Origin of the sequence: Rhizobium sp. RCC_161_2, from assembly GCF_041355235.1 — a bacterium.
Classification (GTDB): Bacteria; Pseudomonadota; Alphaproteobacteria; order Rhizobiales; family Rhizobiaceae; genus Rhizobium.
Genome location: NZ_JBFUPL010000008.1, coordinates 186,246 through 210,986, shown reverse-complemented (window position 1 = coordinate 210,986; position 24,741 = coordinate 186,246). Strand labels below are relative to the sequence as shown.

The following is a 24,741-nucleotide window of genomic DNA, read 5'->3' as shown; positions in this document are numbered from 1 at the left end:
AAAATCGCGGCACGATAGACCATTGCCAGGAGTGCATGATGGACCAGCCTTCCTCTCTTTCCCGTATCGATTGGGTTGGCCGGAGCTGCCGGCTGCTTGCGGCCACGGCAGCGGAATTCCGTGAGACTCAACCCTTTGCCGGCCTGACGATCGGCACCGGCATTCATCTCGAGCCAAAGACGGTGGCGTTGTTGATGACATTGCGCGCCGGCGGCGCCAACCTCGTCTGCACCGGTAATCTCAACAGCACCCAGCCGGAAACCGTAGACTATCTCCGTGCGCAGGGCGTCACCGTCTTCGCCACCCGGACCACAGACGCGGACGAGCATGGGGCCAGCCTCGATGCCATCCTGGCGGAGAAACCAGACCTGCTGCTCGACAATGGCGGTGATCTTTTTGCGCGCGCCGCTGAGCGCCCCTATGCAAACCTGCTGGGTGGCACCGAGGAAACGACATCGGGCCGCACGCGACTGCTGCCGATACGTGACAAGCTGGCCATGCCGATACTCGTCATCAATGACAGCCCGATCAAGCAATTCGCCGAAAACAAGCATGGCGTTGGTCAGAGCCTGTTCGAGAGCTATCTGCGCTTCACCAACCGTTCGACCAATGGCAAGCGTGTCACCGTCTTCGGCTACGGCGCATGCGGCAAGGGAACGGCCGCCTGCTTCCGCAACGCCTTTTCCACCGTTAGCGTGGTCGATATTGACCCGGTGACGACACTCGAGGCGCATCTCGATGGCTTTGTCACGCCGCTGCGTGACGAGGCGATCCGCTCCGCCGATATCCTGATCACCGTCACGGGCTATCCCGCGATCATAACCGCAACCGATTTATCGCTGATCAAGGACGGCGCGATCCTGATGAATGGCGGCCATTTCCCGCATGAGATCGATGTTGAAGCCTTCCGCAGCAGTCCGGATGTCGCCGGCGTCGATCGCTACGAGGCAGAGCATATTGAGACCATCCGCATGCGGGACGGACGCGCTTTCCACATCCTCGGTGCCGGCCACATGGCCAACCTCGCCGGCCCGCGTCCTCTAGGCAATACTGTCGAATCCATGGATCTCGGCTTTGCGCTACAAGCCCGCTGCCTGGAGCGGGTCGCGAAAGGTGGGCTTGGCAAGGAAGCCTGCGTCATCCCCGTGCCGGCCGACATCGACGCCATGGTGGCGTCGGCCTTTCTCGACTTGGCGCGGTAGCGGAACCCTATCGCTCCCAATAGGGCACCGGCCCATAAAGTTCCGCCAGGAAATCGATGAAGACCCGAACCTTCGCCGGCAGGAACTGGCGGCTGGGGTAGACGGCCGAGAGCGTGACGTTGTGCGAGCCCTCATAGGCGGGCAGCACCTGTACCAGGCGGCCATCCTTCAATTCGGGGCCGATATCCCAGGTAGAGCGCAGCGCGATGCCGAGGCCGGCAATGACGGCTTCGCGGATCACCTCGCTGGAATTGGTAATCAGCATGCCCTCCGGCCGGAAGGTGAGCGCGCCCTTCGGCCCATCCAGCCGCCACGGATCGTGATTGTGCGCCGGCAGGCATATGTGGCGGCGCAGGTCGTCGATATTCTCGGGCATGCCATGGGTGGCGACATAGGCTGGCGAGGCGCAGAGCAGGCGACGCACCGGCGCCAGGCGCCGGGCAACGAGGCTGGAATCGGTGAGCTCGGCAATGCGGATGGCAAGATCGTAGCCACCGCCGACAATATCGGTGAACTCGTCGGTCAGGATGAGATTGATCGCCAGGTCCGGATGCGCCTGCATGAAGGTCTTCAGATGCGGGGCGATATGCAAGCGGCCGAAGGAGGTGGGGGCGGAAATCTTCAGCGTGCCCTGCATCTGCGCTGAGCGGCCGCCGATGTAGGCTTCGGCCTCCTCCAGTCCCGCGAGGATGGCAAGCACCCGGTCGTAGAAACCCTGGCCTGCCTCCGTCAGCGAAATCTGCCGGGTCGTGCGCTGCAGGAGCCGCGTGCCGAGCCTGTCCTCCAGCCGCTTGATGCGCTTGGAAATGACCGCCGGCGAGAAGCCGAGTGCACGTCCAGCCAGCGACATGCTGCCCGTCGCAACGACGCTGGCGAAGATTTCGAGATCCCCGAGGTTGGTCATGGTATAACTTGTTCCTGTTTTGGCATAAATGCTTATCATTTGCGCCGATTTCGGGAAAGTGATAACCGTGATATGGCGTTAGAAAGAGGCTGTATCCCGTTTTGGATGCAGGAGGAGAACGCCATGGCCGAGGCCATTTCATTTCTGGCGCCGCGTGCGGATGTCCTGGCCCGCCGCAGCGAGATCGTGGCCGATCTTGCCGATCTTCTTGCTCCTGAATGCCTGATCCACGAGCCGCGCGAGTTGATGCCCTTCGAGACGGATGCTTTCGTTTCCTATCGCCGCATGCCGCTCGCCGTCGCCTTGCCGCGCTCGACGGCGGAGGTTGCCGCCGTGATGAAATACTGTCACCGCTACGGCATTCCCGTCGTGCCGCGTGGGGCTGGCACCTCGCTTTCCGGCGGTGCCATTCCGCAGGAAGATGCCGTCGTGCTCGGCCTTTCCAAGATGAACCGCATTCTCGAGGTCGATTTCGCCAATCGCACGGCGACGGTTCAGGCCGGCGTCACCAATCTGAATATTTCCGAAAACGTCTCGGCAGACGGTTTCTTCTATGCGCCCGATCCGAGTTCGCAGCTTGCCTGCACCATCGGCGGCAATATAGGCATGAATTCCGGCGGCGCACATTGCCTGAAATACGGTGTAACCACCAACAATCTGCTCGGTGTCAAGCTGGTGCTGACCGACGGCACGGTGATCGACCTCGGCGGTAAAGCACTGGATGCGGCGGGCTATGACCTGCTCGGTCTTGTCTGCGGCTCGGAGGGGCAGCTCGGCATCGTAACGGAAGCAACGGTGCGGCTGATCGCCAAGCCGGAAGGCGCGCGGCCTGTGTTGTTCGGTTTCGATACCTCAGAGCAGGCGGGTGCCTGCGTCGCCGATGTCATCGCCGCCGGCATCGTCCCCGTCGCCATCGAATTCATGGACAAGCAGGCGATCGAGATCTGCGAAGCCTTCGCCCATGCCGGCTATCCGCTCGATGTCGGCGCGCTGCTGATTGTCGAGGTCGAGGGCTCGGAAGCCGAGATGGACGACATGCTGAAAAGCATCGTCGATATCGCCCGCGCTCACAAGGTCAAGACCGTGCGCGAATGCCAGTCGGCAACCGAGGCGGCGCTGATCTGGAAAGGCCGCAAATCTGCGTTCGGCGCCACCGGCCGCATCGCCGACTATATTTGCATGGATGGCACCGTGCCGCTCAGCCAGCTCTCCTATGTTCTGCAGAAGACCACCGAGATCGTCGACCATTACGGCCTGCGCGTTGCCAATGTCTTCCATGCCGGCGATGGCAACATGCATCCGCTGATCCTGTTCAACGCCAACGACCCTGAGGATGCCGCCAAGGCCGAAGCGGCGGGCAACGATATCCTCCGGCTCTGTGTTGATGCCGGCGGCTGCCTTACGGGCGAACATGGCGTTGGTATCGAGAAGCGCGATCTGATGCGGCACCAATATGCGGAGGTCGATCTCGCCCAGATGATGTCGGTGCGCGCCGCCTTCGATCCCGGCTGGATCCTGAACCCCTCCAAGGTCTTCCCGCTGGACGGACGTAACACAGAATGAGCGATTTTCTGCCGAAGACGGAAGACGAGGCGGCAGCCATTATCCGCGACCATGCGACCCGCAGCGCAGCCCTGGCGATCGTCGGCGGCAACACGCGCTCCGGCTTCGGCAATGCTGTCGCCACTGACGCGATATTATGTTCGCAGGGACTGACCGGCATCGTCGCCTATAATCCCGGCGAGATGGTAATGACCGTGCGGGCGGGAACGCCCGTTGCCAACGTCGAGGCGGCGCTTGCCGAGAGCGGCCAGATGATGGCCTTCGAGCCGATGGATCATCGGCCATTGCTGGCGACCGGGGGCGAGCCGACGATCGGCGGCGTCTTTGCCGCCAATGTCTCCGGTCCTCGCCGTTTCATCAGCGGTGCCGCGCGCGACAGCCTGCTCGGTGTCCGCTTCGTCAATGGCAAGGGTGAGATCGTTAAGGCCGGCGGGCGGGTGATGAAGAACGTCACCGGTCTCGATCTGGTCAAGCTGATGGCCGGTTCGCACGGCACGCTCGGTCTTTTGACCGAGGTGACCTTCCGCGTTCCGCCGCGACCGAAGACTGAGGAGACGATCGTCGTTTCCGCCCTCAACGATGCCGAGGCGGCAAATGCGATGGCGGCGGTCATGGCGCTGCCGCTCGACATATCGGGCGCCGCGCATCTGCCTCTGACCGTCCGCTGGACCTTTCTGGACGGCAACCTGCCGCAAGGCGAGGCGACCGTGTTGCGCATTGAGGGTCTCGCCGGTTCGGTCTCGGTCAGGGCCGAAAAACTGGCCGCCGCCATGGGCCGTCTCGGCTCGGTGACGCGGCTCGCCGAGGCGGACAGCCGCAGGCTCTGGCGCGAGATCCGCGATGTGAAGCCCTATGCGGACGGCACGATGCGGCCTGTTTGGCGCGTTTCCGTCGCCCCCAGCATCGGCCATCAGCTCGTCGCAGCCCTTCGTCTCGATGCCGGCGTCGATGCCTATTACGACTGGCAGGGTGGGCTTGTCTGGATGCGGATGGAATCGGAGCCGGAAGGTGATCTCGTCCGCCGCTATATCCACGCCCTCGGCGGCGGCCATGCGACCTTGCTTCGCGCCACGCCTGCCGCCCGCGCGACGACATCGGCTTTCCAACCGCAACCGGATGCCGTGGCGCTGTTGTCGGCGCGTATGAAGGAAAAATTCGATCCGGTCGGGATCTTTAATCCGGGGAAGATGGCGTGATGGGAAAAGCTGCCTGATGCAAACCAATTTCACCCTTGCCCAGCTTGCCGATCCGCATGTGGCCGAATCCGAGGCGATCCTGCGCAAATGCGTGCATTGCGGCTTCTGCACCGCCACCTGTCCGACCTATGTGACACTTGGCAACGAGCTCGATAGTCCGCGCGGCCGCATCTATCTGATCAAGGATATGCTGGAAAATGACCGGGCGGCGGATGAAGAGGTGGTGACGCATATTGACCGCTGTCTGTCCTGCCTTGCCTGTGTCACCACCTGTCCCTCCGGCGTCGACTACATGCATCTGATCGACCACGCCCGCGCCCATATCGAGGAAACCTACAAGCGGCCCTTGCTCGACCGGCTCACGCGCAACATGCTGGCGGCGGTTCTGCCCTATCCCGGCCGTTTCCGTCTCGCGCTCAACCTCGCGCGCCTGGCCCGGCCGTTCAAGGCTCTGATGAGACGCATTCCGGCCCTGAAACCCTTCGCCGCGATGCTCGATCTCGCGCCCCGCACCATCCCGTCGCCGTCGCCTTTTGCCAAGCCCGGCCGGCATGAGCCGCAAGCGGAACGACGCGGGCGGGTGGCAATCCTGACGGGTTGCGCCCAGCCGGTGCTCGATCCTGCCATCAACGAGGCAACCATCCGGCTGCTGACCCGCTTCGGCGTCGAAGTGGTGGTGCCGCAGGGCGAGAGCTGCTGCGGCTCGCTGGTGCATCATATGGGCCGCGAGGAACAGGCGCTGGCCAGTGCCCGCGCCAATGTCGATGTCTGGATGCGCGAGGTCGAAGCGGGAGGGCTCGACGCTATCATCATTACGGCGTCCGGCTGCGGCACGACGATCAAGGATTATGGTCACATGCTGCGTCTCGATCCGGCCTATGCCGACAAGGCCGCAAAAATCTCGGCGCTTGCCAAGGACATTACCGAATATCTCGCGAGCCTCGACCTGCCGTCGCACATGCCGCGCGGCATCACCGTCGCCTATCATTCCGCCTGCTCGATGCAGCATGGCCAAAAGATCATCATGGCGCCGAAACTGCTGTTGAAGACGGCTGGCTTCACCGTGCGCGAGCCGGCGGAAGGGCATCTCTGCTGCGGCTCGGCCGGCACCTACAACATCATGCAGTCGGAAATCTCCGCCGAGTTGAAGGCGCGCAAGGTCAGGAACCTCGAGGCCACGAAAGCCGATATCATCGCCACCGGCAATATCGGCTGCATCACCCAGATCGCGACGGGAACGGGCATACCGATCCTGCATACGGTCGAATTGCTGGACTGGGCCTATGGCGGCGAGATGCCAGCGAAACTGAAGGGTCTGGAGCCGGCCGCCGCCTAAAATATCTAGTGCGACGAAGACGGCCGATGCGACTGCCATTCCATCTCGAAGATCTCTGCGCCGATGGCGGTCAGACTGATCCGGTCTTGTCCCTCTTCGAAGAAGGTGCCGTCGAGCAAGCCGGCGACACCGTCATAGAATGAGCCTTCCACCAGGCTGGTGATGCTGGCCGTCTTGTGTTTCTGCCCGGAAAAGTCGGTGACGGACATGCATTGCCGGCGTCCGTCGGCGAACACGTCGATCAGCCGGGGAACGACGCCCGCGTCGTCCACTTCGTAGTAGATCATGACCGGTTCATCGTTTTCCGGATGGATCCAGTCGCATTGATAGTAGGAAAAGCTCATGGGCTATTGCTTAGCACAAGAACCCCTGGGCCGGAACCGGCCCTGGGGCGACAATGGTCCGTCCGTTCACGTCAAAAATTGAACGACACACCGAAATTGATGGCGTTGGTGAAGACCTTGGTCTTCAGCGTATCGCCGCTGTCGATCGAGACGTTGTCGACGAAATTGTAATTGCCCTTGTATTCGACGAAGGTCGCCCAGTGCTGGCTGATCTGGTAGCTGACGCCGGCCTGTGCCTGCAGCGAGGCGCCTCCGAACTGGTAATCGAAGGTGCGGCCGGAGGCGCGGGTGACTTCGACATGCGGCACGTTGATGCCGGCGCCGAGGCCGACATAGGGCGTCCACTTGCGGCTTGGGTCCTGGAAACGGTAGAGCGCATTCAGCGTTAGCATGTTCAGGCCGTCGGTGAACTCGAAATGCGACCAGCCTGGCGTATTGCCGAGATTGCCGTAGACCTTGGCGTGGGTGTAGTCGAGCGAGATACCCCAGTTCGACTTGTTGAAATCATCAAGCCAGAAGACGCCGCGAAAGCCGAAATAGGGCGGCATCTTGAAGGATTTTCCCGACCAGTCGGGATCGAAATTGGCGCCGTCCGATGTCTTGACGTTGCTGCCGGTTGCCCCCTGGACGCCGCCATAGGCTGAAAACTGCATTTCCGCCGAAGCCGAACCGGCGGCGAAGATAAAAGCTGAGATTGCAAGCGCGGCGACAGCCGGCTGCTTGATGCGACAGACACGATGCATGTGAAGCCCCCAGATGCAAATGCTGCCATCTAAGCGTGCTTCCGTGACAGTTCTATTGCGGCGCGCTGTGGCTTGCGTCGGCTTAGGCGTGAAAACTGACGACAAACTGAAAGAGAGAGGCCGTTTTGCCGGCTTCTCGGGCAATAAGTTTGGAGATGTTACACCTGTGCAACAGTCGGGTGGCCACGCACTGCGCGGCCACCCGTCGCTCGTTACCCGCCGAACATCGTGCGCAAGATGTCGATGCCGCGATCCTGGTAGCTGACTTCACCCTGCTTGTTGCCAGGACCGACGACGATCACCTTGGTGCCGATCGGGACGCGGTCATAGAGGTCGGTGACATCCTTGTTCATCATGCGGATGCAGCCGGACGACATGTTGAGCCCGATGCTCCAGGGCTGGTTGGTGCCATGGATGCGAAACGCCGTGTCGCTGCCGCCGCGATAGAGATACATGGCGCGGGCGCCGAGCGGGTTGTCCTCGCCGCCTTCCTGATAGGCGGGCAGCTTATGGCCCTTCTTGGCCTCGCGAGCGATCATTTCCGGCGGCGGCGTCCAGCCCGGCCACTCCGCCTTGCGGCCGACCTTGACCACGCCGGACCAACCGAAGCCGTCCTTTCCGACGCCGATGCCATAGCGCCGCGCCCGGTTGTCGCCTTCGACGAGGTAGAGATACTTGTTGTTGGTATCGACGATGACCGTCCCCGGTGCTTCGTTGGTCACCAGCCGTACCATGCGCCGCTGAAACTGCGGCTTGACCTGCCCCTGCGGTGCGGTCGATACGCGGATCACGTTGCTGGGCAAGGCCTGCGCGACATGAGGCGCGGAGGTTGTGAACGCCGCGGCATCCGATGCCGCCGTGAGGCACGACACGGCGATGCCCGCCGCCGCCACGACCGGTAGTATTGATTTCATCCGTAATTCCCCTCTCGATTTACCAGCCAAGAAACTAGCGAAACGCGAGAGAGGATCAAGATCAAATTGCGTATGATAAAGAGCGCGTCGCTAGAGCGACTGTCTATTCGGACGGGGGCAGCTTATTACTGTCGGACTATAGCAATCCGGCGATAGCATTGCTGCGCTCGACCAGTGCGGTGCGCAGCAATTTTGTTGCCCATCACATGACGATGACCCGTGTCCCGACCTTCACCCGGTTGTAGAGGTCGATGACATCTTCATTGCGGAGGCGAATGCAGCCGGAGGAGACGGCGCTGCCGATGCTCCAGGGAGCGTTGGTGCCGTGGATGCGATAGAGGGTGGAGCCGAGATACATGGCGCGGGCGCCGAGCGGATTGGCTTCGCCACCTTCCATATGTGCCGGCAGATAGTGCCCTTTGGCTGCTTCACGCGCCACCATCTCCGAAGGCGGGGTCCAGTCCGGCCATTCCTGCTTGCGGGTGACGGTATGGGCGCCGGCCCATTCGAAGCCCGGCTTTCCGACGCCGACGCCGTAGCGCTTTGCCTGGCCGCCGTCCATCACCAGGTAGAGGAAGCGATTGTTGGTGTCGATGACGATCGTGCCCGGCTTTTCCTTGGTCTGGTAATCGACAACCTGCGGCAGGAATTGCGGATCGAGCTGGCCACGGATCGCCGGATATTGCGGCCGGACGACCGCGACCTGCTGGACGGCGGGACGTGCGAACAGGCCGCGCGGCTGGATCGCGCGCTGCGCCTGCGGATTGGCCGCCTGCCGCGCCGCCGGACGAACCGGATAGACGGCCGGCTGCACACTGCCGCCGCCTAGCTGCATCACCCAGGGGGCGGTGAGGTCGGGGCTGACGATGACGGGCGGGCGCGACTGGTAGCGATCATTGGCGAAAGCGTCGGATGCAAACAGGCTCAGGGCGCCAGCGGCGAGTAAAATACATTGTTTCATCATCAGACAAACTCTCTACACATGGGCCGAGGATGGGCGTAATTGCGCCCGGTCCCGAATATGGTGACATTTGCGCGCCAGCGAATGGTAAATGGCTGTTCATTAAAATGCCGCGAAACCGATAAACCTTTTGTCAGGGTTACGACTTGGTTTGGAAAGACGGTTTGCAAATGGTAAACCCTGAATCGAGATGATTTGCCTTCGAATCGTCCTCTCGATCTTAAGCATTTGATTGGCCTGATCTTATCCGATAGCTGTCTAGCTGTTTTCGCGATCACGCTCAGACATAGGGGACGAAGCACGACTATGGCCGGAACGGGCATCATCACCGGTGAGGACGGCAAGGACCGCTGCCACTGGCACGGCAATCTGCCGGAGTATCTGCGCTATCACGATCAGGAATGGGGCAGGCCCGTCATCGACGATATCAGGTTGTTTGAGAAGATCTGCCTGGAGGGATTCCAGTCCGGCTTATCCTGGCTGACGATCCTGCGCAAGCGCGAGAATTTCCGCGCCGCCTTTGCCGGTTTCGATTTCGACAAGGTAGCGACATTCGGCGATGCCGATATCGAGCGCTGCGTGGCCGATGCCGGCATCATCCGTCATCGCGGCAAGATCGTCTCCACCATCAATAATGCCCGCCGCGCCATCGAGCTGCGCGCCGAATTCGGCTCGCTCGCCCGCTACTTTTGGGGTTTCGAGCCGACAGTCGCGGAGCGTCCCGCCTTGGTCGACTATGCGACCATCGCAGCCAATCCGACGACGCCGGTCTCCGTGCGTATTTCCAAGGACCTGAAAAAGCGCGGCTGGACCTTCGTCGGCCCGACCACGGTCTATGCCTTCATGCAGGCCATGGGCCTCGTCAATGATCACATTGAAGGCTGCTATTGCCGGAAAGAGGTGGAGGCGATGCGTAGCGCATTGGTGCGGCCATGAAGCGCCTGGTTCTTGTCTTCTCCCTGCTCGCCTTTGCTCTGCCGTTCGCTTTGGACGCTCATGCGGAGGCCACCCAAAGCAGCGACAGCACGAAGGGTGATAATCAGCAGCTCCAGCTGCCGCAGCTCGACCGTGGCGAGACCGTGGAAAAGCTTGGCTTCCCCGCCGTGCTGGAGAAGTTGACCGGCTGGACGAAATTCGGCAAGGGCAAGGTCTATACGCTGCCGCTGAAGAAAGGCCAGCACGTCCGGATCACCTTCAGCTCGAAGAGCAAATACACCTTCATGGCGATCTTCGATCTTTCCTCGGAAGACGACGAATCCTTCTTCGGCACCGACGAGGACGGCATGGTCGCCGACGTCACCGTCAACGAAGACACGACATGGCTGATCAAGCCCTATTATTCCCGAGTCACCCGCCGCCGCGGCCTCGGCGCACCCTATGAGATCCTGATCGATCCCAATCCGCCAGCCACGCAGCAGCAGGACAAGCCCGCCGACCAAGGTCCGTCATTGTTCCCACCAAGGTCGAAGCAGGGACAGTAGGGGTCTCAAGAAAGTCCCTCGATGATGCCGTGCAGTTCCCCAAGATATCCGATCTTGTGGAATCGCGGCGCCTGGGTCGGTTCCTCGACATGTTCGAAGATCCAGGTGAGTTCGTGCGGAATGAAGACGCCGTAGCTGCCGGCGGCGAGCGCAGGCACGATGTCGGATTTGAGCGAGTTGCCGACCATCATGGCCCGTTCCGGGCCATCGCCGACTTTCGAGAAGATGCGGCGATAGGTGGAGGCATTCTTGTCAGAGACGATTTCGACGGCGTCGAAGAGATCTCCGAGGCCGGATTGCGCAAGCTTGCGCTCCTGGTCGAAGAGATCGCCCTTGGTGATCAGCACCAACAGATAGTTGCCTGAGAGAGTTTCAAGCGTCCCTCGGACATCGGGAAGCGTTTCGACCGGGTGGGTGAGCAGATCGCGGCCGATGTCGAGGATTTGCGCGATCACCGTTGCCGGCACCTCGCCCTTGGTGATCTCGATCGCCGTCTCGATCATCGAAAGCGTGAAGCCTTTGATGCCAAAGCCATAATGGTTCAGATTGCGCTTCTCGGCTTCCAGCAGTTTTTGGGAAATATCCTCGCTCTCGGCATGGTCGGCGAGCAATTCGGCGAACTGCCGTTCGGTCAGCCGGTAGAATTGTTCGTTCTGCCAGAGCGTGTCGTCGGCATCGAAGCCGATGGTGGTCAGCGGGCGTTGCGGCATGGGCCTGTCCGTCCTTGCGGATTGGATGAGGGCGGGATTCTATCGCGCGATGATGGGGAGGCAAGAGCAAAGCTGAGGTAACCGCATTGTGATCGGTGCGAGGTCTCGCGTTGAAATCGGATTCCGGTGCATGATGTCGATATCATCAAGGTAGCGGCAGGACCGCCCCTCGACGATCATCTCCGGACCTCCCCAAGACAGCATGGATGAGTGGCTGTCGTGCCGAGGCCAATAGCCAAGAGATCAGGATTCACCGTCCGGAAGCCACCTTCCGGCGGACCACAAGGGAATTTTCTCAGATGCGTTATAATCAGCTCGGTAATACCGGCCTATTCGTCTCCGAACTCTGCCTCGGCACCATGACATTCGGCGAGGCCAATCCTAACAGCAATTGGGGTGCCATCGCCGATGTCGATCAGGCGCTGGCCGACAAGATCGTTGGAAACTCGCTCGCCGCCGGCATCAATTTCATCGACACGGCCGATGTCTATTCCTTCGGCAACTCGGAAAAGCTGCTCGGCCAGGCGCTGAAGAATCTTGGCGTGCCGCGCAAGGACGTCGTCATCGCCACCAAGGTCTATGGCGTCATGGGTGACAAGCCCAACGATCGCGGCGCCTCGCGCGGCCATATCATGGATTCGGTTCAGGCAAGCCTTGAACGGCTGCAGACCGACCATATCGACCTCTACCAGATCCACGGTACGGATACGGTCACCCCGATCGATGAAACCCTGCGGGCGCTGGACGATCTCGTCTCGCGCGGGCTGGTGCGCTATGTCGGCGTGTCCAACTGGCAGGCCTGGCGCATCGCCAAGGCGCTCGGCATTTCCGAACGGCGTGGTTTTGCCCGCTTCGAGACCGTGCAGGCCTATTATTCCATCGCCGGTCGTGATCTCGAACGCGACATCGTACCGCTGATGAACGAGGAGAAGCTTGGCTTGATGGTCTGGTCGCCGCTCGCCGGCGGCTTGCTCTCGGGCAAATACGGCCCGGGCGCTCCCGGCAATGGCGAGGGACGACGCGCCGTCTTCGACTTCCCGCCTGTTGACAAGGACCGTGCCTGGGCCTGCGTCGCCGCCATGCGCGAAGTAGCTGAAAAGCATGGCTCCAGCGTCGCTACGGTGGCGCTTGCCTGGATATTGGAAAAGCCCTTCGTCACCACAATCATTATCGGTGCGAAGCGCCTAGATCAGCTCGACCAGAACCTCGCCGCCGTCAAGCTGAAGCTGGATGCCGATGATATCGCCAAGCTGGATCAGGTCAGCGCGCTTACCCCCGAATATCCCGGCTGGATGCTCGCCCGGCAGGGCGCTCTTCGCATTCCGCAGCCCTTCGAACCGAAAGCCTGATTTATGGAGAGACCGAGCCGCCGTTTTGTCGACGGCGGCTCGGCTGTCATCAAAACTCGATGACAATCTTGCCGAAGGCGCCGCGATCAAGATGGTCGAAGGCAGCGGGAACCTCGGAGAAGGCGTAGCGATGATCGATGACCGGCTTCAGGCCGATCCGGTCGACAGCGCGGACGAAATCCTCCAGCGCACGCCGATGGCCGACCGAGATGCCCTGAATGACCGGAGACTTCAGCAGTACCAGCCCAGCCGGGCCGGACAGGTCAAACCCTTCCAGCACGCCGATGACCGAGATGCGCCCATGCAGAGCCACCGCCTTCAGCGACTGGCCGAGATGCGGCCCGCCGGCGATTTCGAAGATGTGGTCGATGCCGTGATCGTTGGTGAGGCGATAGACTTCCTCCACCCAGTCGGTTGTATTGCGGTCGATGCCATGGCGGGCGCCAAGGGCCTTCGCCCGTGACAGCTTTTCGGGGCCGGAGGACGTGACGAAGACGTCGGCACCCTGCGCCGCCGCGATCTGCAGCCCGAACATCGACACTCCGCCGGTTCCCTGTACCAGCACGGTGTCGCCGGGCTTGATCTTGCCGCGCTCCACCAGCGCGAACCAGGCCGTCAGGCCGGCGCAAGGCAAGGTGCTGGCTTCGCCGTCATCAATGCTTGTCGGTGCTGCGACGAACCAGTCCTCGGGGAAGGCGACATATTCGGCAAGCACGCCGGGGTAAAAGCCGCCAAGCGACTGATAAGGCGGATTGCGCGCGTCGCCTGGCGGCTTGTCGTCGATCCAGCCGGGGTGGAAGGTGGAAATGACCCGGTCGCCGGGCGCAAACCGCGTTACCCCTTCGCCGACCGCTTCGACGACGCCCGCCATGTCGGAAGCAGGTACGAAGGGAAACCGGATGGGCAGGCCCATGCCGCTTTCCCGCATCAGCTTGTCGCGATAGTTCAGCGAAACCGCCTTGGTCCGCACCAGGATTTCGCCGCGGGCAGGCGAGGGCACGTCGGTCTCAGTGAGGCTGAGAGGGGCATTGACGCCGAACTTGTCCAGTGTCCAGCGTCGCATGGTCTTCGTCATAGTGATCTCCTGCGAGAAATTGAAAGCACGGCGGCCACTATATCGTTGCACAGGGGTCGCCAGTGGCGATATGATTTCCACTGACTGGTTCCTTTTGGGAAACAATAGCGATGAATGACATGCTCAACGGCATTCCGGAATTTGTGGAGGCGGTGGAGGCCGGCGGCTTCTCGGCGGCGGCGGCCCGCATGAACCTGTCGCGCTCGGCGATCGGCAAGACCATAGCCAAGCTCGAGAGACGCCTGAGCGTCCGGCTCTTTCACCGCACCACCCGCACGCAAAGCCTGACGGATGAGGGGCAGGCCTTCTACGAGCGCTGCCGCCGGGCGATGGACGAGATACAGTCGGGCGAGGCGATGCTTGAATCGGGCAAGCGCGAGGTGGCCGGACGTCTGCGCATCTCGATGCCCGTGCTCTTCGGTCGCCGCTGTATCGCGCCCTTGCTGATGGAGCTTGCCCGCGCCCATCCGAACCTCGAACTCGATCTTTCCTTCAGCGACCGGATTGTGGACTTGCTCGACGAGGGCTTCGATCTCGCCGTCCGCAACGGTCCGCTGCGGGATAGTGCCGGGCTGGTGACGCGCAGGGTGGCGCGGCATCGCATGGTGGTCTGCGCATCGCCCGCCTATCTAGCAAAACGCGGGACACCGCAGGCGATCGCCGATCTCGAGGACCATGATCTCATCGCCTATGCCCGCGCAGGCGAGGTGAAGGTCTGGACCTTCCCGCAGGCCGATGGTGTCGACATCGAATATATGCCGAAGACACGGTTGCGGTTCGACGATCTCGAAGTGATGGCCGATGCCGCCGCGGCGGGAATGGGAGCCGCATTGCTACCCTGCTGGCTGATACGAGGTCAGGTGCTGGCCGGTAATCTTGCCCCGGTGCTGACAGATATGTCCGGCCTGACCTTCCATGCCTATGCCGTCTGGCCGCAGACGCCGCATCTGCCGCTCAAGACCCGCGCGGTCATTGATCTGCTCGCGGCGCGGCTGCCGCAAGTTATGGAGTGACGGAAGGCTGAGGCATTTGTTGCCGAGGCAAACGGGCGCCATCGGCAAAGACCCGGTTCCAGACCAGGATCTGCACCGATTTCCGGAGCCCGGCGGACCAGAACGGATCCTCTTCCACGAGCCGCTCGACTTCTGCAGCATCCTCTATCTCGACCAGCCACAGGCCACCGGCAAATGCATCGCCTTGCCGGCTGAGTGGTCCGGCCGTCTTGATGTGGGCGGCATTCGCCTGCAGGAAGTCGAAATGACTTTCGAGATATTTCTGCCGTATCTCTGCGGCGTGCTGCTGATCGTCTTCAAACAAAACGGCGAATAATGTCATTGGAGCCTCCTTGCTGGACCTCCGAAGCTTATGGCTGCAATAATGCGATTGCATGCGGTAAGTTTGCCGAAGAAGGCTGCAAAAATGCACGACATCGACTGGAACGATCTGCGTTATGTCCTCGCCGTGGCACGGGGTGGCTCCTTTGCGGCAGCGAGCCGGGAGATCAAGATAGATGCAACAACGGTCGGCCGGCGCTTGCGGACATTGGAGGAAAGGTTCGGTGCGGCGCTCTTTCAGCGCGATGCGGGAGGCGTAATGATGCCGACGCCGGCAGGCGAGATCGCCATCGCGCGGGCCGAGGCCGTCGAGGCGGAGGTCATGGCGCTTTCAGGGGCACTGGAGGCGGCGGATGTCACGGTGCTCGGCAAGGTGCGCCTGACGGCGCCGCCTTCTTTTATCAGTCGCCTGTTGATCCCGGCTGCGGCCGAGCTTCTGTCACAGCATTCCGGGTTGCAGCTCGAACTCATCGGCGATGCTCGCAATTTCAATTTGACCCGCCGCGAGGCGGATATGGCGATCCGCCTTGCCCGTCCCGCCGATATCACCAACAGCAAGGTCGTGGCGCGGCGGATTGCGAGCCTTGACTACGCAATTTACGTCGCGGCCGGAAAACAGGACGATGCGGAAAGACTTCCCTGGCTGGTTTATGAGGAGGGGATGACGCATTTGCCGCACGCCCGCTGGATTGCCGAACAGGCGGAGAAATCGGGCGGTGGGGCTCTCGCCGTAAACGACGCGGAAGCCCTGCTTCAGGCCGCCGTCGCCGGATTGGGGCGGGCACTGTTGCCCATAATTCTGGTGGAGCGCGTCGAGGGGCTTTGTTACATCGAGACGGATGACACGACACTTCCTGTGCGGGAAGTATGGCTGCTGACGCATGCCGAACTTCGCAATGCCGTCAGGATCAGGGCCGTTGCCGGATGGCTGGATCGGGTGTTCCACCGCCCGAAACCCGAAGCGATCTAGGCGCGACGAGAGGCGGCCGAAATGCCGCCCCTCGTTCTGTATTGATCCGGACTATTTGCCGTGCTTCTTCAGCCAGGCGTTCATGCCCTCGATTTCGGCTTCCTGCGCCTTGATGACGTCTTCCGCCAGTTTGCGCAGCTCCGGATCCTTGCCGTATTTGAGCTCGATCTTGGCCATGTCGATAGCGCCCTGATGATGCGGGATCATGCTTCGGGCGAAATCCGCGTCGGTATCGCCGCTATAGGTGATCATCATGTTGCTGTGCATCTTGCCCATGGCATCGTTGAACGCCTTGCTGGACGCGCCCTGGTCGCCCATCGGCTTGCTCATATCCATGCTTTTCATGTCTTCGGCAAAGGCGGGGAGGGAGAAAGCGAGCGCAAGGCCGCCGGCGAGGATGATGGATTTGGAAATAGACATGTGAGTTCCTTCCGTTTCGGAACGGTATCTGAGTTTCTGGCGAAGGGTCCCTTCGCAAGTGGGATGAAGTCAGATGCGTGTCAGGCGAAGCGGGGAGGCGGTGCCGTCGGCGCGGGACGGGAATCGGCAAGCCGTTGGCTATGCGTGGGTGCCGGATAGGAGAATGCCAGCACACGGCCGTCATCCAGCGTCAGCGAAGGCGCAACGGCAAGACAGGCCGTACAGGACGGCACATGCGCCATGCCGCCGGCGCAGGGATTGTCCGGTTTCTTGTCCACATGTTGGGTCATGGCGCCGTGATCCATGGCGATGCCATGCATGCCGGCCATAGTGTCATCGTTGCTCATGCTGGCGGTAACCGACATTGTCATCTCGGAATCGCAAATCGGACAGGCCGCCAACGCCGGCATGGCGCCGTAGATCAGCCAGGCAATCAGCATTGTCAGAATGGCGAAGAGGCGCATGGGCAAACCCTAAGTGCATGCCCGTGAAAGGCAAGTGCAAATTGCACTGAACCGATCCTGGCGTGGTATCAAGGCAGCAATTTGACCTCTTCCAGGATTTCGACAGGGGGAAATCCGATGTAATCGGCAATGTCGAACGTCACGACAAATCTTGCCGGTGTTTCAGCCGCCCATCTCAGCGCCGCCGCAGCTTGCTCCTTCGGAATGTTCATGGCGATCGTGCAGTGCGATCGCCAATGGCCGGGACGATAATGCTCATGACAAAGCATCGGGTCGATCTGCCGATGAATAGCCTGGTGCATGCGGCGCAAGACGCTGTCATCGATCGGCCGTGCCCAAAGCACCAGCGTCTCATTTGGGAAATGGTGGATGCCTGAAAACTCCACCGAGATTGACGGAGTGTCGCGAAAGACTTTTCGCATGACCTCAAGGGGCTGTTCCGGTGCGATATCTCCGTAGATGGCAAGCGTCAGATGCGGTGGGTAATTCAAAGCCTGCATCGACGGGGTGGTTTCAAAGCGACTAGCTTTGCGCCAGAGATCGAGGATGGGGGTCGCCGTATCGTTCGTGCATTTCAGGCTGATTGCGTAGGCCACGGCTTTTCTATCCTTGATCTTCACCATACCACGCTGAACACGCCGCAGAGGCTGCTACTCAACGATAGACGTCGCGACGGTTCCCGATTTCGACGACCAGTACGACTAGCCGGCTATCTTGAAGGTCGCAGATGATCCGATAGTCACCAACCCGATAGCGCCAATAGTTTCCCAGTCGTGCACCCTGCAAGGCATCACCGACTTGGCGCGGGTCATGCAGGCTTGAAAGGCGCTCTTCCAGGAACACTCTTATTCTGCTGCGAGTCTTTGGGTCGAGTTTTTCAACGAATTTGCGGGCCGATCGGGCATACTCAATTGTCCAAGCCACGCCAGAATTCCTCGGAGCTTATGATCTCGTCTTCGCCGTTCTTGATCCGCTCCATGGCCCGCTCAGCCAGATACACATCTTCCAGATCGTCCAGATGTGCTTCGATGGCCTGGCGGATATAATAGGTCGCTGTGCGGCCGGTGCGTTCGGCCAGAGCCTGCAGGCGCTCATAGATCTCATCCGGCAGGCGGATGGCTGTTTGCTTGCTCATTGAAGCGGCTCTCGGAAAGGGTTGGGATGCGTGTATCCCAAGTATAGGGAGTTCGCATCGGTTTGTCACCGTCAGTTTTGTCCGATTTGACCACTGACAACATACAACAATCCTTGCCGCATCCCGCCCAATCCGCTAGTTAACCGCCACTGTTCCCGTACCGGATTATCCAGCAAATGAGCGACAAACAGAAGAAACCGCAAAAGCTCAAGGCCCGCCTGCCGCGTGGCTTTGTCGATCGTTCGGCGAGCGATATTCGCGCCGTCAACGAGATGACCGCTAAGATCCGGGCGGTTTACGAGCATTATGGCTTCGATCCGATCGAAACGCCGCTGCTTGAATATACCGATGCGCTTGGCAAGTTCCTGCCCGACAGCGACCGTCCGAACGAGGGCGTGTTCTCGCTGCAGGATGATGACGAGCAGTGGATGTCGCTGCGTTACGACCTGACGGCGCCGCTTGCCCGTCATGTCGCTGAGAATTTCAACGAGATCCAGCTTCCCTATCGCACCTATCGCGCCGGCTACGTCTTCCGCAACGAGAAGCCGGGTCCAGGCCGTTTCCGCCAGTTCATGCAGTTCGATGCCGATACGATCGGCGCGCCCGGCGTACAGGCCGATGCCGAAATGTGCATGATGATGTCGGACACGCTGGAAGCGCTGGGCATCAAGCGTGGCGACTATCTCATCCGCGTCAATAACCGCAAGGTTCTGGACGGCGTTCTCGAAGCGATCGGTCTTGGCGGCGACGATAAGGCTGGCCAGCGGTTGAACGTGCTACGCGCCATCGACAAGCTCGACAAGTTCGGCCCGGAAGGGGTCGCGTTGCTGCTCGGTCCCGGCCGCAAGGACGAATCCGGCGATTTCACCAAGGGCGCCGGACTCAATGCCGAGCAGATCGACAAGGTGCTCTTCTTCGTCGGCATCAAGGATTATGCGGAAAGTGCCGCCCAACTCGCGGAGCTGGTTGCCGGCACGTCCAAAGGCGGCGAAGGCGTCGAGGAGTTGAACTTCATCGGCAGCCTCGTCACCAGTGCCGGCTATCAGTCCGACCGCATCAAGATTGATCCCTCCGTCGTGCGCGGCCTCGAATATTATACCGGCCCCGTCTACGAGGCCGAACTCACCTTCGACGTCACCAACGAAAAGGGCGAGAAGGTCGTCTTCGGCTCTGTCGCGGGCGGTGGGCGTTATGATGGGTTGGTGTCGCGCTTCATGGGTCAGCCAGTTCCGGCGACAGGCTTTGCCATCGGCGTGTCGCGCCTGATGACGGCACTGAAAAACCTCGGCAAGCTCGGTCAGGACGAGGTGATCGCGCCTGTGCTCGTCACCGTTATGGATGGCGATGCCGAGGCCATGGGCCGTTATCAGCGCTTCACGCAGCAGCTACGCGCCGCCGGCATTCGCGCCGAGATGTTCCAGGGCAACTGGAAGAAGTTCGGCAACCAGCTGAAATATGCCGACCGCCGCGGCTGCCCCATCGCTATCATCCAGGGTGGCGACGAGCGCGCGCAAGGCGTCGTGCAGCTTAAGGACTTGATCGAAGGCAAGCGCCTTTCCGGCGAGATCGAGGACAATGCCAGCTGGCGCGAAGCCCGCGTTGCGCAGGAGACCGTGCCTGAGGCCGATCTGGTCGCCAAGGTGCAGGCGATTTTGGCGGCGCAGGCGGAAGATCGCAAGAGGGCGGAATAAATGCCCCTGATCGATCTTCCCGATTTCGCCGATGATCTCATTGCCGAATTTGCCGCCCGCAGGACGGATCGGGTCGACACGCCGATCATCCAGCCGGCCGAGCCGTTTCTCGACATGGCGGGCGAGGACCTGCGCCGCCGCATCTTCCTGACCGAGAGCGAGACCGGCGCCAGCCTCTGCCTGCGTCCGGAATTCACCATTCCTGTCTGCCTGCAGCATATCGAGACCGCCACCGGCACGCCGAAGCGCTATTCCTACCTCGGCGAGATCTTTCGTCAGCGCCGCGAAGGCGGTCAGGAGTTCTATCAGGCAGGCATCGAGGATCTCGGCGATCGCGATATCGCCAGCGCCGATGCCCGCGCTGTCGGTGATGCCATTGCCATTCTCAACCGGCTGATGCCCGGCAAGGCGCTGTCGGTGACGCTGGGCGATCAGGCCGTTTTCGAAGCCGTCGTGCAGGCGCTTGGCCTGCCGTCCGGCTGGCAGAAGCGGTTGATCCATGCCTTCGGAAATATGACGCAGCTTGAAACCCTGCTGGCGCGTCTCGCAAGCCCGCAGCCGGTCACCGGGCTTGATCCGCATGCGCTCGATTTCCTGACGCGCGGCGACGAGCAGGGGCTGGTCATGCATATCGACAGCACCATGCAGGCAACCGGCTATTCCACCAATGCCAGCCGCTCGCCGCTGGAAATCGCGCGTCGTCTCCGCGAAAAGCTGGTCCTGTCGGAAACCCGTCTCGACGACGAGGCCTTCCGTATCCTGGAAGAGTTCCTGTCGCTGAATGTGCCGCTTGCCGATGCCTCCTTGGCGCTGGCCGGCTTTGCCGATGCCGCCGGGCTGAAGCTGGGTACTGCACTTGAGCGCTTCGATGCCCGCGTCGCCGCCCTTGCCAATGCCGGTGTCGATGCGGCCCTTATCGACTATCGCGCCGCCTTCGGCCGTCCGCTCGACTATTATACGGGCCTCGTCTTCGAGGTGACGGTGGAAGGATCGGCGGCGGTGCTCGTCGGCGGCGGTCGTTTCGACCGGCTGCTGACGCTGCTCGGCGCAAAAGATCATATACCGGCCGTCGGCTTCGCGCTCTGGCTCGACCGGATCGAAACCGCGAGGGCGGCCCGATGACCATCACGATTGCACTTCCCTCCAAGGGCCGGATGAAGGACGATTGCTCCGCGATCTTCGAACGCGCCGGCATGCCCATCGTCGCCGTCGGCAATGACCGCTCCTATCGCGGCCGCATCGAAGGCTTAGATGATGTCGAGGTAGCCTTCCTGTCTGCCTCGGAAATCTCGCGCGAGATCGGCAATGGCAGCGTCGATTTCGGCGTCACCGGCGAGGATCTGGTGCGCGAAGGCCTGGCGGATGCCGATCGGCGCGTCGAGTTCTGCGCGCGCCTCGGCTTCGGCCATGCCGATGTCGTGGTCGCCGTGCCGGATATCTGGCTCGATGTCGATACCATGGCCGATCTCGGCGATGTCGCTGCCGATTTCCGTGCCCGCCATGGCCGCAGGCTGACGGTCGCCACCAAATACTGGCGGCTGACGCAGCAGTTCTTCTCCAGCCAGCACGGTATCCAGCTTTATCGCATCGTCGAGAGCCTGGGGGCGACCGAAGGTGCGCCGGCTTCCGGTTCCGCCGATATCATCGTTGACATCACCTCGACCGGCTCGACGCTGAAGGCGAACCATCTGAGGATCCTCTCCGATGGCACTATCCTGCGCTCCGAGGCCTGCCTTGTGCGTGCGCGCAAGGAGAGCCACGAGGGCGATCCCATGGTTCAGCGGATTATCGCCGCGGTGCAAAATGCGAGGCCAAAGAGCAACGATGCTTGAGGGAAAAGGCCGTTGCTTTTCTGCTCACTTCGGCTGACGCATAGCGAGGCTGTCCGTAATGCGGGGCGTCAGTCGTCACGCCTCCCTGACGTTCTCATAGCCGGCCGCCTTCGCCGCCTTCACCAACTTCCGATCGAATGTGACGAAGCCCTCGCAATGCGCCGATCGACCGAGATGTAGCGCATCGGCGAAATCCATCCCTTTTTCGGCCAATTCGAGCGCTGCCGCGATAAGGGCGGCGTCCTCCACCGTCACGGTGGGAAGACCGCCGAAGGCTCTCAGCGCACGGGCGACATCGATCGGGCGAAAGCCGTATGTGCTGCGCAGTACCCATTCGACTTCCAGAACGACGGTCGCGGCCACAAATACGGCCTCGCCATCGACGACCCCACGGGCACGGGGGGATTGCTCGGGATGATCGCCGGTCAGGTAGCGGACGATCAGGTTGGTATCAATAGCGATCATGGCGGCGTTGGGCTTCGGCCAGCACACCGGCCTCCATGTCTTCGAGGGATTTCGGCTCACCTTTGAAGGGCAACAGTCCGAATACCTCATCCGGCCGTGTCGCGGCGAAGGCCGGTGCCCGCTTCAACAGCACACCGTCCGCGGTTTCCTCGACGATCAGCCGCGTACCGGTATCCCACTCCCGCCGCTGGCGTATGGCTTTCGGCAGGATGACCTGTCCCTTGGTCGAGACAGTCGTGATGATCTGTTCGGCATGCGCCATCGGCCTGAATCCTTGGGGTAAGACGAGAGTAAGATAGCCGCGATTGTCTCACGGTTCAAGGCCGAACCTCGTTTCATCGATACAGACACAAAAAGCCCGCCGTGGAAACGGCGGGCTTTTTTAGGTCTGTGAGGTATCTGGTAATCAGGCTGTAGCGTAGGCGCCGCGGCGTGCGTCGAGCGAATAGACGCCCGGGCCGTTGGTGGCGAGCATGATGTAGGCGCCGGCCAGCGTGACGTTCTTCAGGAAGTTGACGAAGTTCAGTCCGTTGATCCAGCCATTGGCGGCGGCCGGGAAATCCGGAACGTTGACGGTCGGCAGGTGGAAGACGATGCCGGTGAAGATACAGAATGCGGCGAGCAGCCAGCCGACGATGCGGATCTGGAAGCCGAGGAGAACGCAGACGCCGGTGATGAATTCGAAGGCGCCGGCGAGATAGGTGAGAAGCGTGGCGGCGGGCATGCCGGCGCCAGCGATCATGCCGGCGGTGCCTGCCGGATCGGTCAGCTTGCCGAAGCCAGCGAAGATGAACATGAAGGCGAGCAGGATGCGCGCCACGAGGATGATGATGTTATTGGTGTTGGACATGACGGTCTCCAGTAAGGGTGGTCGGCACTGTGAGTGACGATTTCTGGAAACATCTATTCGTGATTTCGCTGTGGTTGGAAAGATAAACAACTGCGCACGATTAGTTCACTATTATTGAACAACGGCATTCTTTGATCACTCTTCCCATCCGTGCGCTATCGGTTATGGTGGCGCGAATTCACTGCCAAATCATAATTTTCGGAAGGAAACCCCTTATGGCTGATCTCTCCTCATTTCCGATCACGAAGCGCTGGCCCGCCAGCAATCCGGATATCATCCAGCTCTACTCGCTGCCGACGCCGAACGGCGTCAAGGTTTCGATCGCGCTCGAGGAACTCGAACTTGCCTATGAGCCGCATCTGATTTCCTTCGGTACCAACGACCAGAAGTCGCCGGAATTCATCTCGCTGAACCCGAATGGCCGCATTCCGGCGATCATCGATCCCAACGGTCCCGGCGGCAAGCCGATCGGCCTGTTCGAATCCGGCGCCATCCTCGTCTATCTCGCCGAAAAAACCGGCAAGCTCATCCCCAAGGATGCGGCCGGGCGCTATGAAGTGCTGCAATGGGTGTTCTTCCAGATGGGCGGCATCGGCCCGATGTTCGGCCAGTTCGGACATTTCTTCAAATTCGCCGCCGACAAGGTCGCCAACAATTCCTATCCGGTGGAACGCTATCGCGATGAGGCCAAGCGTCTACTCAGCGTTTTGGAAGACCGCTTGAAGGGTCGTCAGTGGATCATGGGCGACGAATATACCATCGCCGACATCACCACCTTCCCCTGGGTTCGCGGCGTCGATGTCTTCTATGGCGGTCGTGATGTCCTCGAACTCGCAAGCTTCCCGTCAGTCATGGACTGGGTCGAGCGCGCGACTGCCCGCCCGGCGAGCCAGCGCGGGCTGAATATTCCGAAGCGGGATTGACGTTGAATGCTCTTGCCCGAGATCGAGGGCCGGTCCATAGGATCGGCCTTTTGCGTCCGGAGCGTTATTGACGAGCCGCCAATTGGCTGCCCGGCTCCAGCTTGAAGCGCGGGAACAGGAAGACGCCCACTATGCTGCCGGCGTGTTTTCCTTCCGTACCGATCGACTCGCCGACACAGAAGATCGGCTGGCGATGCCCGGAGCTGCCAAACGCCGTGGTCGAATAGCAGAAGCTGGAGGATGCGGTCGCTGCCTGCTCGAACAGCTCGAGGATACGGGTGCGGTCATTGGCGTCGTAGCAATGCATCAGGCTCAACAGGCCGCATTCCGATGATGTCAGCCCGTGCAGCATGGTGCTCCACTGGCCGAGCTTGATGATGCCGCTCGCCAGATCTCCGGTCCAGCCTTCCGAGACGCAGAACTGCGCCAGAAGATCGGGATCGTGACCGTCGAACTCCAGGGATCCAGGAGCGAAAGGTGCGGCAAGGCTGGCTTTGGCGATCTTGAACAAGATGTTCCCCAACTTGAGACGCGGGTTCCCCTGCGCGCGCTTCAATCGTAATTCCATGCACTGTTGGGCGGAACGGCGCTCCGCATATTGTCACAGCTACTGGCTGGCGAAGCCACCTCCGCATCAAACCCATCCGCTATAGGCGTACTTCCGGACCGCCAACTTAGTTCACCAAGTTAACTTAAGTAATAAGTCTAGGCGTATTATCTATCGAAAAGGTTATGACTATACCCAATTGCGCATCATGCGCAGAAATTAAGTATAAATCATACTTTTATCAGCAATCCCCACTCAAATCGCTGCGCTGCGATTTATAGGAGCTTTTCCGAAAACAGCAATGGGGCAAACTCTGTAAATTCCCACGGGTA

General features: G+C 61.0%; 30 protein-coding genes. 13 read left to right on the top strand and 17 right to left on the bottom strand.

Annotated features, from left to right (window positions below):
- Positions 1–38 precede the first annotated feature (38 nt).
- Positions 39–1,202: an adenosylhomocysteinase gene (locus AB6803_RS21150; protein ID WP_371110848.1), complete on the top strand. Its 1,164-nt coding sequence runs from the start codon at positions 39–41 to the stop codon at positions 1,200–1,202.
- A gap of 7 nt (positions 1,203–1,209) precedes the next feature.
- Here the strand turns inward: AB6803_RS21150 and AB6803_RS21145 are convergent, their stop codons facing one another.
- Complete coding sequence (locus AB6803_RS21145; RefSeq protein WP_174163406.1) at positions 1,210–2,106, bottom strand: LysR family transcriptional regulator; 897 nt, start codon at positions 2,104–2,106, stop codon at positions 1,210–1,212.
- A 123-nt stretch (positions 2,107–2,229) separates the two neighbouring features.
- On the opposite strand from AB6803_RS21145, the gene AB6803_RS21140 reads away from it, so the two are divergent.
- Genes AB6803_RS21140 through glcF form a run of 3 tightly spaced genes read left to right on the top strand, consistent with a single transcriptional unit; the run spans position 2,230 to position 6,201 of the window.
- On the top strand, positions 2,230–3,669 hold the full coding sequence (locus AB6803_RS21140) for an FAD-binding oxidoreductase (RefSeq protein ID WP_371110730.1): 1,440 nt from the start codon (positions 2,230–2,232) through the stop codon (positions 3,667–3,669).
- Positions 3,666–4,865 carry an FAD-binding protein gene (locus tag AB6803_RS21135; RefSeq protein ID WP_371110729.1) on the top strand — a complete coding sequence of 400 codons (1,200 nt, stop codon included), beginning with the start codon at positions 3,666–3,668 and terminating at the stop codon, positions 4,863–4,865. Before AB6803_RS21140 ends, AB6803_RS21135 begins: the two co-directional genes overlap by 4 nt.
- Before the next feature lie 16 nt (positions 4,866–4,881).
- A complete protein-coding gene (gene glcF, locus AB6803_RS21130) occupies positions 4,882–6,201 on the top strand; it encodes a glycolate oxidase subunit GlcF (protein ID WP_371110728.1) in 1,320 nt (439 codons plus the stop codon).
- 5 nt (positions 6,202–6,206) lie between these two features.
- Here the strand turns inward: glcF and AB6803_RS21125 are convergent, their stop codons facing one another.
- From AB6803_RS21125 to AB6803_RS21110, 4 genes are all read right to left on the bottom strand, one after another.
- Positions 6,207–6,545, bottom strand: a complete 339-nt coding sequence (locus tag AB6803_RS21125; RefSeq protein WP_371110727.1) for a hypothetical protein — start codon at positions 6,543–6,545, stop codon at positions 6,207–6,209.
- Positions 6,546–6,616: 71 nt separating this feature from the next.
- Complete coding sequence (locus AB6803_RS21120; RefSeq protein WP_371110726.1) at positions 6,617–7,288, bottom strand: outer membrane protein; 672 nt, start codon at positions 7,286–7,288, stop codon at positions 6,617–6,619.
- Positions 7,289–7,500: 212 nt separating this feature from the next.
- Positions 7,501–8,202, bottom strand: a complete 702-nt coding sequence (locus AB6803_RS21115; RefSeq protein WP_371110725.1) for a L,D-transpeptidase — start codon at positions 8,200–8,202, stop codon at positions 7,501–7,503.
- A gap of 202 nt (positions 8,203–8,404) precedes the next feature.
- Positions 8,405–9,166 (bottom strand): L,D-transpeptidase, encoded by a 762-nt coding sequence (locus tag AB6803_RS21110; RefSeq protein ID WP_371110724.1) that lies wholly within the window; start codon positions 9,164–9,166, stop codon positions 8,405–8,407.
- Positions 9,167–9,469: 303 nt separating this feature from the next.
- Between AB6803_RS21110 and AB6803_RS21105 the strand changes: the two genes are divergently transcribed.
- Together AB6803_RS21105 and AB6803_RS21100 are read left to right on the top strand one after the other, a co-directional pair.
- Positions 9,470–10,099 (top strand): DNA-3-methyladenine glycosylase I, encoded by a 630-nt coding sequence (locus AB6803_RS21105; protein ID WP_371110723.1) that lies wholly within the window; start codon positions 9,470–9,472, stop codon positions 10,097–10,099.
- Entirely contained in the window at positions 10,096–10,644 is a 549-nt protein-coding gene (locus AB6803_RS21100) for a hypothetical protein (protein ID WP_371110722.1), read from the top strand. The genes AB6803_RS21105 and AB6803_RS21100 overlap by 4 nt, the downstream gene beginning before the upstream one ends.
- Positions 10,645–10,649: 5 nt before the next feature.
- On the opposite strand, the gene AB6803_RS21095 is transcribed toward AB6803_RS21100, so the two are convergent.
- Complete coding sequence (locus AB6803_RS21095) at positions 10,650–11,354, bottom strand: HAD family hydrolase (RefSeq protein ID WP_371110721.1); 705 nt, start codon at positions 11,352–11,354, stop codon at positions 10,650–10,652.
- A 299-nt stretch (positions 11,355–11,653) separates the two neighbouring features.
- On the opposite strand from AB6803_RS21095, the gene AB6803_RS21090 reads away from it, so the two are divergent.
- Positions 11,654–12,703, top strand: coding sequence for an aldo/keto reductase (locus AB6803_RS21090; protein ID WP_371110720.1), 1,050 nt, complete (start codon positions 11,654–11,656; stop codon positions 12,701–12,703).
- Positions 12,704–12,752: 49 nt separating this feature from the next.
- Here AB6803_RS21090 and AB6803_RS21085 read toward each other — a convergent pair whose 3' ends face one another.
- Complete coding sequence (locus AB6803_RS21085) at positions 12,753–13,778, bottom strand: NAD(P)-dependent alcohol dehydrogenase (protein WP_371110719.1); 1,026 nt, start codon at positions 13,776–13,778, stop codon at positions 12,753–12,755.
- A 110-nt stretch (positions 13,779–13,888) separates the two neighbouring features.
- Between AB6803_RS21085 and AB6803_RS21080 the strand changes: the two genes are divergently transcribed.
- Positions 13,889–14,791, top strand: coding sequence for a LysR family transcriptional regulator (locus tag AB6803_RS21080; RefSeq protein ID WP_371110718.1), 903 nt, complete (start codon positions 13,889–13,891; stop codon positions 14,789–14,791).
- Here AB6803_RS21080 and AB6803_RS21075 read toward each other — a convergent pair.
- Positions 14,781–15,113 (bottom strand): YciI family protein, encoded by a 333-nt coding sequence (locus AB6803_RS21075; RefSeq protein ID WP_371110717.1) that lies wholly within the window; start codon positions 15,111–15,113, stop codon positions 14,781–14,783. The two genes, AB6803_RS21080 and AB6803_RS21075, sit on opposite strands and share 11 nt — an antisense overlap.
- An 84-nt stretch (positions 15,114–15,197) precedes the next feature.
- Here AB6803_RS21075 and AB6803_RS21070 point away from each other — a divergent pair, with 84 nt between their 5' ends.
- Positions 15,198–16,082 (top strand): LysR family transcriptional regulator, encoded by an 885-nt coding sequence (locus tag AB6803_RS21070; protein WP_371110716.1) that lies wholly within the window; start codon positions 15,198–15,200, stop codon positions 16,080–16,082.
- A 51-nt stretch (positions 16,083–16,133) separates the two neighbouring features.
- Here AB6803_RS21070 and AB6803_RS21065 read toward each other — a convergent pair whose 3' ends face one another.
- The 5 genes from AB6803_RS21065 to AB6803_RS21045 form a co-directional block, all read right to left on the bottom strand.
- The gene (locus AB6803_RS21065) at positions 16,134–16,502 is read right to left on the bottom strand and encodes a DUF305 domain-containing protein (RefSeq protein WP_371110715.1); all 369 of its coding nucleotides are present in this window, start codon (positions 16,500–16,502) and stop codon (positions 16,134–16,136) included.
- Between the two features lie 80 nt (positions 16,503–16,582).
- Positions 16,583–16,966: a hypothetical protein gene (locus tag AB6803_RS21060; RefSeq protein WP_371110714.1), complete on the bottom strand. Its 384-nt coding sequence runs from the start codon at positions 16,964–16,966 to the stop codon at positions 16,583–16,585.
- Between the two features lie 68 nt (positions 16,967–17,034).
- Entirely contained in the window at positions 17,035–17,589 is a 555-nt protein-coding gene (locus AB6803_RS21055; RefSeq protein ID WP_371110713.1) for a 2'-5' RNA ligase family protein, read from the bottom strand.
- 31 nt (positions 17,590–17,620) lie between these two features.
- Complete coding sequence (locus AB6803_RS21050; RefSeq protein ID WP_371110712.1) at positions 17,621–17,890, bottom strand: type II toxin-antitoxin system RelE/ParE family toxin; 270 nt, start codon at positions 17,888–17,890, stop codon at positions 17,621–17,623.
- Entirely contained in the window at positions 17,874–18,101 is a 228-nt protein-coding gene (locus tag AB6803_RS21045) for a DUF6290 family protein (protein WP_371110711.1), read from the bottom strand. Before AB6803_RS21045 ends, AB6803_RS21050 begins: the two co-directional genes overlap by 17 nt.
- A 176-nt stretch (positions 18,102–18,277) precedes the next feature.
- Between AB6803_RS21045 and hisS the strand changes: the two genes are divergently transcribed.
- The 3 genes from hisS to hisG are packed head-to-tail and all read left to right on the top strand — an operon-like array spanning position 18,278 to position 21,624.
- On the top strand, positions 18,278–19,792 hold the full coding sequence (gene hisS, locus AB6803_RS21040; protein ID WP_371110710.1) for a histidine--tRNA ligase: 1,515 nt from the start codon (positions 18,278–18,280) through the stop codon (positions 19,790–19,792).
- Positions 19,793–20,914 (top strand): ATP phosphoribosyltransferase regulatory subunit, encoded by a 1,122-nt coding sequence (locus AB6803_RS21035; protein ID WP_371110709.1) that lies wholly within the window; start codon positions 19,793–19,795, stop codon positions 20,912–20,914. It abuts the gene before it with no gap.
- A complete protein-coding gene (gene hisG / locus AB6803_RS21030; protein WP_371110708.1) occupies positions 20,911–21,624 on the top strand; it encodes an ATP phosphoribosyltransferase in 714 nt (237 codons plus the stop codon). The genes AB6803_RS21035 and hisG overlap by 4 nt, the downstream gene beginning before the upstream one ends.
- Before the next feature lie 75 nt (positions 21,625–21,699).
- Here hisG and AB6803_RS21025 read toward each other — a convergent pair whose 3' ends face one another.
- From AB6803_RS21025 to AB6803_RS21015, 3 genes are all read right to left on the bottom strand, one after another.
- Entirely contained in the window at positions 21,700–22,089 is a 390-nt protein-coding gene (locus AB6803_RS21025) for a type II toxin-antitoxin system VapC family toxin (protein ID WP_371110707.1), read from the bottom strand.
- A complete protein-coding gene (locus tag AB6803_RS21020; protein ID WP_371110706.1) occupies positions 22,076–22,351 on the bottom strand; it encodes an AbrB/MazE/SpoVT family DNA-binding domain-containing protein in 276 nt (91 codons plus the stop codon). The genes AB6803_RS21025 and AB6803_RS21020 overlap by 14 nt, the downstream gene beginning before the upstream one ends.
- Positions 22,352–22,495: 144 nt before the next feature.
- Positions 22,496–22,939, bottom strand: a complete 444-nt coding sequence (locus tag AB6803_RS21015; RefSeq protein WP_371110705.1) for a DoxX family protein — start codon at positions 22,937–22,939, stop codon at positions 22,496–22,498.
- 215 nt (positions 22,940–23,154) lie between these two features.
- On the opposite strand from AB6803_RS21015, the gene AB6803_RS21010 reads away from it, so the two are divergent.
- Positions 23,155–23,862, top strand: a complete 708-nt coding sequence (locus tag AB6803_RS21010; protein ID WP_371110704.1) for a glutathione binding-like protein — start codon at positions 23,155–23,157, stop codon at positions 23,860–23,862.
- A gap of 64 nt (positions 23,863–23,926) precedes the next feature.
- Here the strand turns inward: AB6803_RS21010 and AB6803_RS21005 are convergent, their stop codons facing one another.
- Positions 23,927–24,430, bottom strand: a complete 504-nt coding sequence (locus AB6803_RS21005) for a hypothetical protein (protein WP_371110703.1) — start codon at positions 24,428–24,430, stop codon at positions 23,927–23,929.
- Between the last annotated feature and the right edge of the window lie 311 nt (positions 24,431–24,741).

Coding starts and splice junctions, on each gene's coding strand:
- AB6803_RS21055 (WP_371110713.1), bottom strand. CDS start 17,589: ATGGTGAAGATCAAGGATAGAAAAGCCGTGGCCTACGCAATCAGCCTG.
- glcF (WP_371110728.1), top strand. CDS start 4,882: ATGCAAACCAATTTCACCCTTGCCCAGCTTGCCGATCCGCATGTGGCC.
- AB6803_RS21105 (WP_371110723.1), top strand. CDS start 9,470: ATGGCCGGAACGGGCATCATCACCGGTGAGGACGGCAAGGACCGCTGC.
- AB6803_RS21120 (WP_371110726.1), bottom strand. CDS start 7,288: ATGCATCGTGTCTGTCGCATCAAGCAGCCGGCTGTCGCCGCGCTTGCA.
- AB6803_RS21075 (WP_371110717.1), bottom strand. CDS start 15,113: ATGACATTATTCGCCGTTTTGTTTGAAGACGATCAGCAGCACGCCGCA.
- AB6803_RS21140 (WP_371110730.1), top strand. CDS start 2,230: ATGGCCGAGGCCATTTCATTTCTGGCGCCGCGTGCGGATGTCCTGGCC.
- AB6803_RS21020 (WP_371110706.1), bottom strand. CDS start 22,351: ATGGCGCATGCCGAACAGATCATCACGACTGTCTCGACCAAGGGACAG.
- AB6803_RS21010 (WP_371110704.1), top strand. CDS start 23,155: ATGGCTGATCTCTCCTCATTTCCGATCACGAAGCGCTGGCCCGCCAGC.
- AB6803_RS21035 (WP_371110709.1), top strand. CDS start 19,793: ATGCCCCTGATCGATCTTCCCGATTTCGCCGATGATCTCATTGCCGAA.
- AB6803_RS21110 (WP_371110724.1), bottom strand. CDS start 9,166: ATGATGAAACAATGTATTTTACTCGCCGCTGGCGCCCTGAGCCTGTTT.
- hisG (WP_371110708.1), top strand. CDS start 20,911: ATGACCATCACGATTGCACTTCCCTCCAAGGGCCGGATGAAGGACGAT.
- AB6803_RS21135 (WP_371110729.1), top strand. CDS start 3,666: ATGAGCGATTTTCTGCCGAAGACGGAAGACGAGGCGGCAGCCATTATC.
- AB6803_RS21060 (WP_371110714.1), bottom strand. CDS start 16,966: ATGCGCCTCTTCGCCATTCTGACAATGCTGATTGCCTGGCTGATCTAC.
- AB6803_RS21100 (WP_371110722.1), top strand. CDS start 10,096: ATGAAGCGCCTGGTTCTTGTCTTCTCCCTGCTCGCCTTTGCTCTGCCG.
- AB6803_RS21150 (WP_371110848.1), top strand. CDS start 39: ATGGACCAGCCTTCCTCTCTTTCCCGTATCGATTGGGTTGGCCGGAGC.
- AB6803_RS21080 (WP_371110718.1), top strand. CDS start 13,889: ATGAATGACATGCTCAACGGCATTCCGGAATTTGTGGAGGCGGTGGAG.
- AB6803_RS21015 (WP_371110705.1), bottom strand. CDS start 22,939: ATGTCCAACACCAATAACATCATCATCCTCGTGGCGCGCATCCTGCTC.
- AB6803_RS21115 (WP_371110725.1), bottom strand. CDS start 8,202: ATGAAATCAATACTACCGGTCGTGGCGGCGGCGGGCATCGCCGTGTCG.
- AB6803_RS21145 (WP_174163406.1), bottom strand. CDS start 2,106: ATGACCAACCTCGGGGATCTCGAAATCTTCGCCAGCGTCGTTGCGACG.
- hisS (WP_371110710.1), top strand. CDS start 18,278: ATGAGCGACAAACAGAAGAAACCGCAAAAGCTCAAGGCCCGCCTGCCG.
- AB6803_RS21065 (WP_371110715.1), bottom strand. CDS start 16,502: ATGTCTATTTCCAAATCCATCATCCTCGCCGGCGGCCTTGCGCTCGCT.
- AB6803_RS21025 (WP_371110707.1), bottom strand. CDS start 22,089: ATGATCGCTATTGATACCAACCTGATCGTCCGCTACCTGACCGGCGAT.
- AB6803_RS21070 (WP_371110716.1), top strand. CDS start 15,198: ATGCACGACATCGACTGGAACGATCTGCGTTATGTCCTCGCCGTGGCA.
- AB6803_RS21005 (WP_371110703.1), bottom strand. CDS start 24,430: ATGGAATTACGATTGAAGCGCGCGCAGGGGAACCCGCGTCTCAAGTTG.
- AB6803_RS21090 (WP_371110720.1), top strand. CDS start 11,654: ATGCGTTATAATCAGCTCGGTAATACCGGCCTATTCGTCTCCGAACTC.
- AB6803_RS21085 (WP_371110719.1), bottom strand. CDS start 13,778: ATGACGAAGACCATGCGACGCTGGACACTGGACAAGTTCGGCGTCAAT.
- AB6803_RS21045 (WP_371110711.1), bottom strand. CDS start 18,101: ATGAGCAAGCAAACAGCCATCCGCCTGCCGGATGAGATCTATGAGCGC.
- AB6803_RS21125 (WP_371110727.1), bottom strand. CDS start 6,545: ATGAGCTTTTCCTACTATCAATGCGACTGGATCCATCCGGAAAACGAT.
- AB6803_RS21095 (WP_371110721.1), bottom strand. CDS start 11,354: ATGCCGCAACGCCCGCTGACCACCATCGGCTTCGATGCCGACGACACG.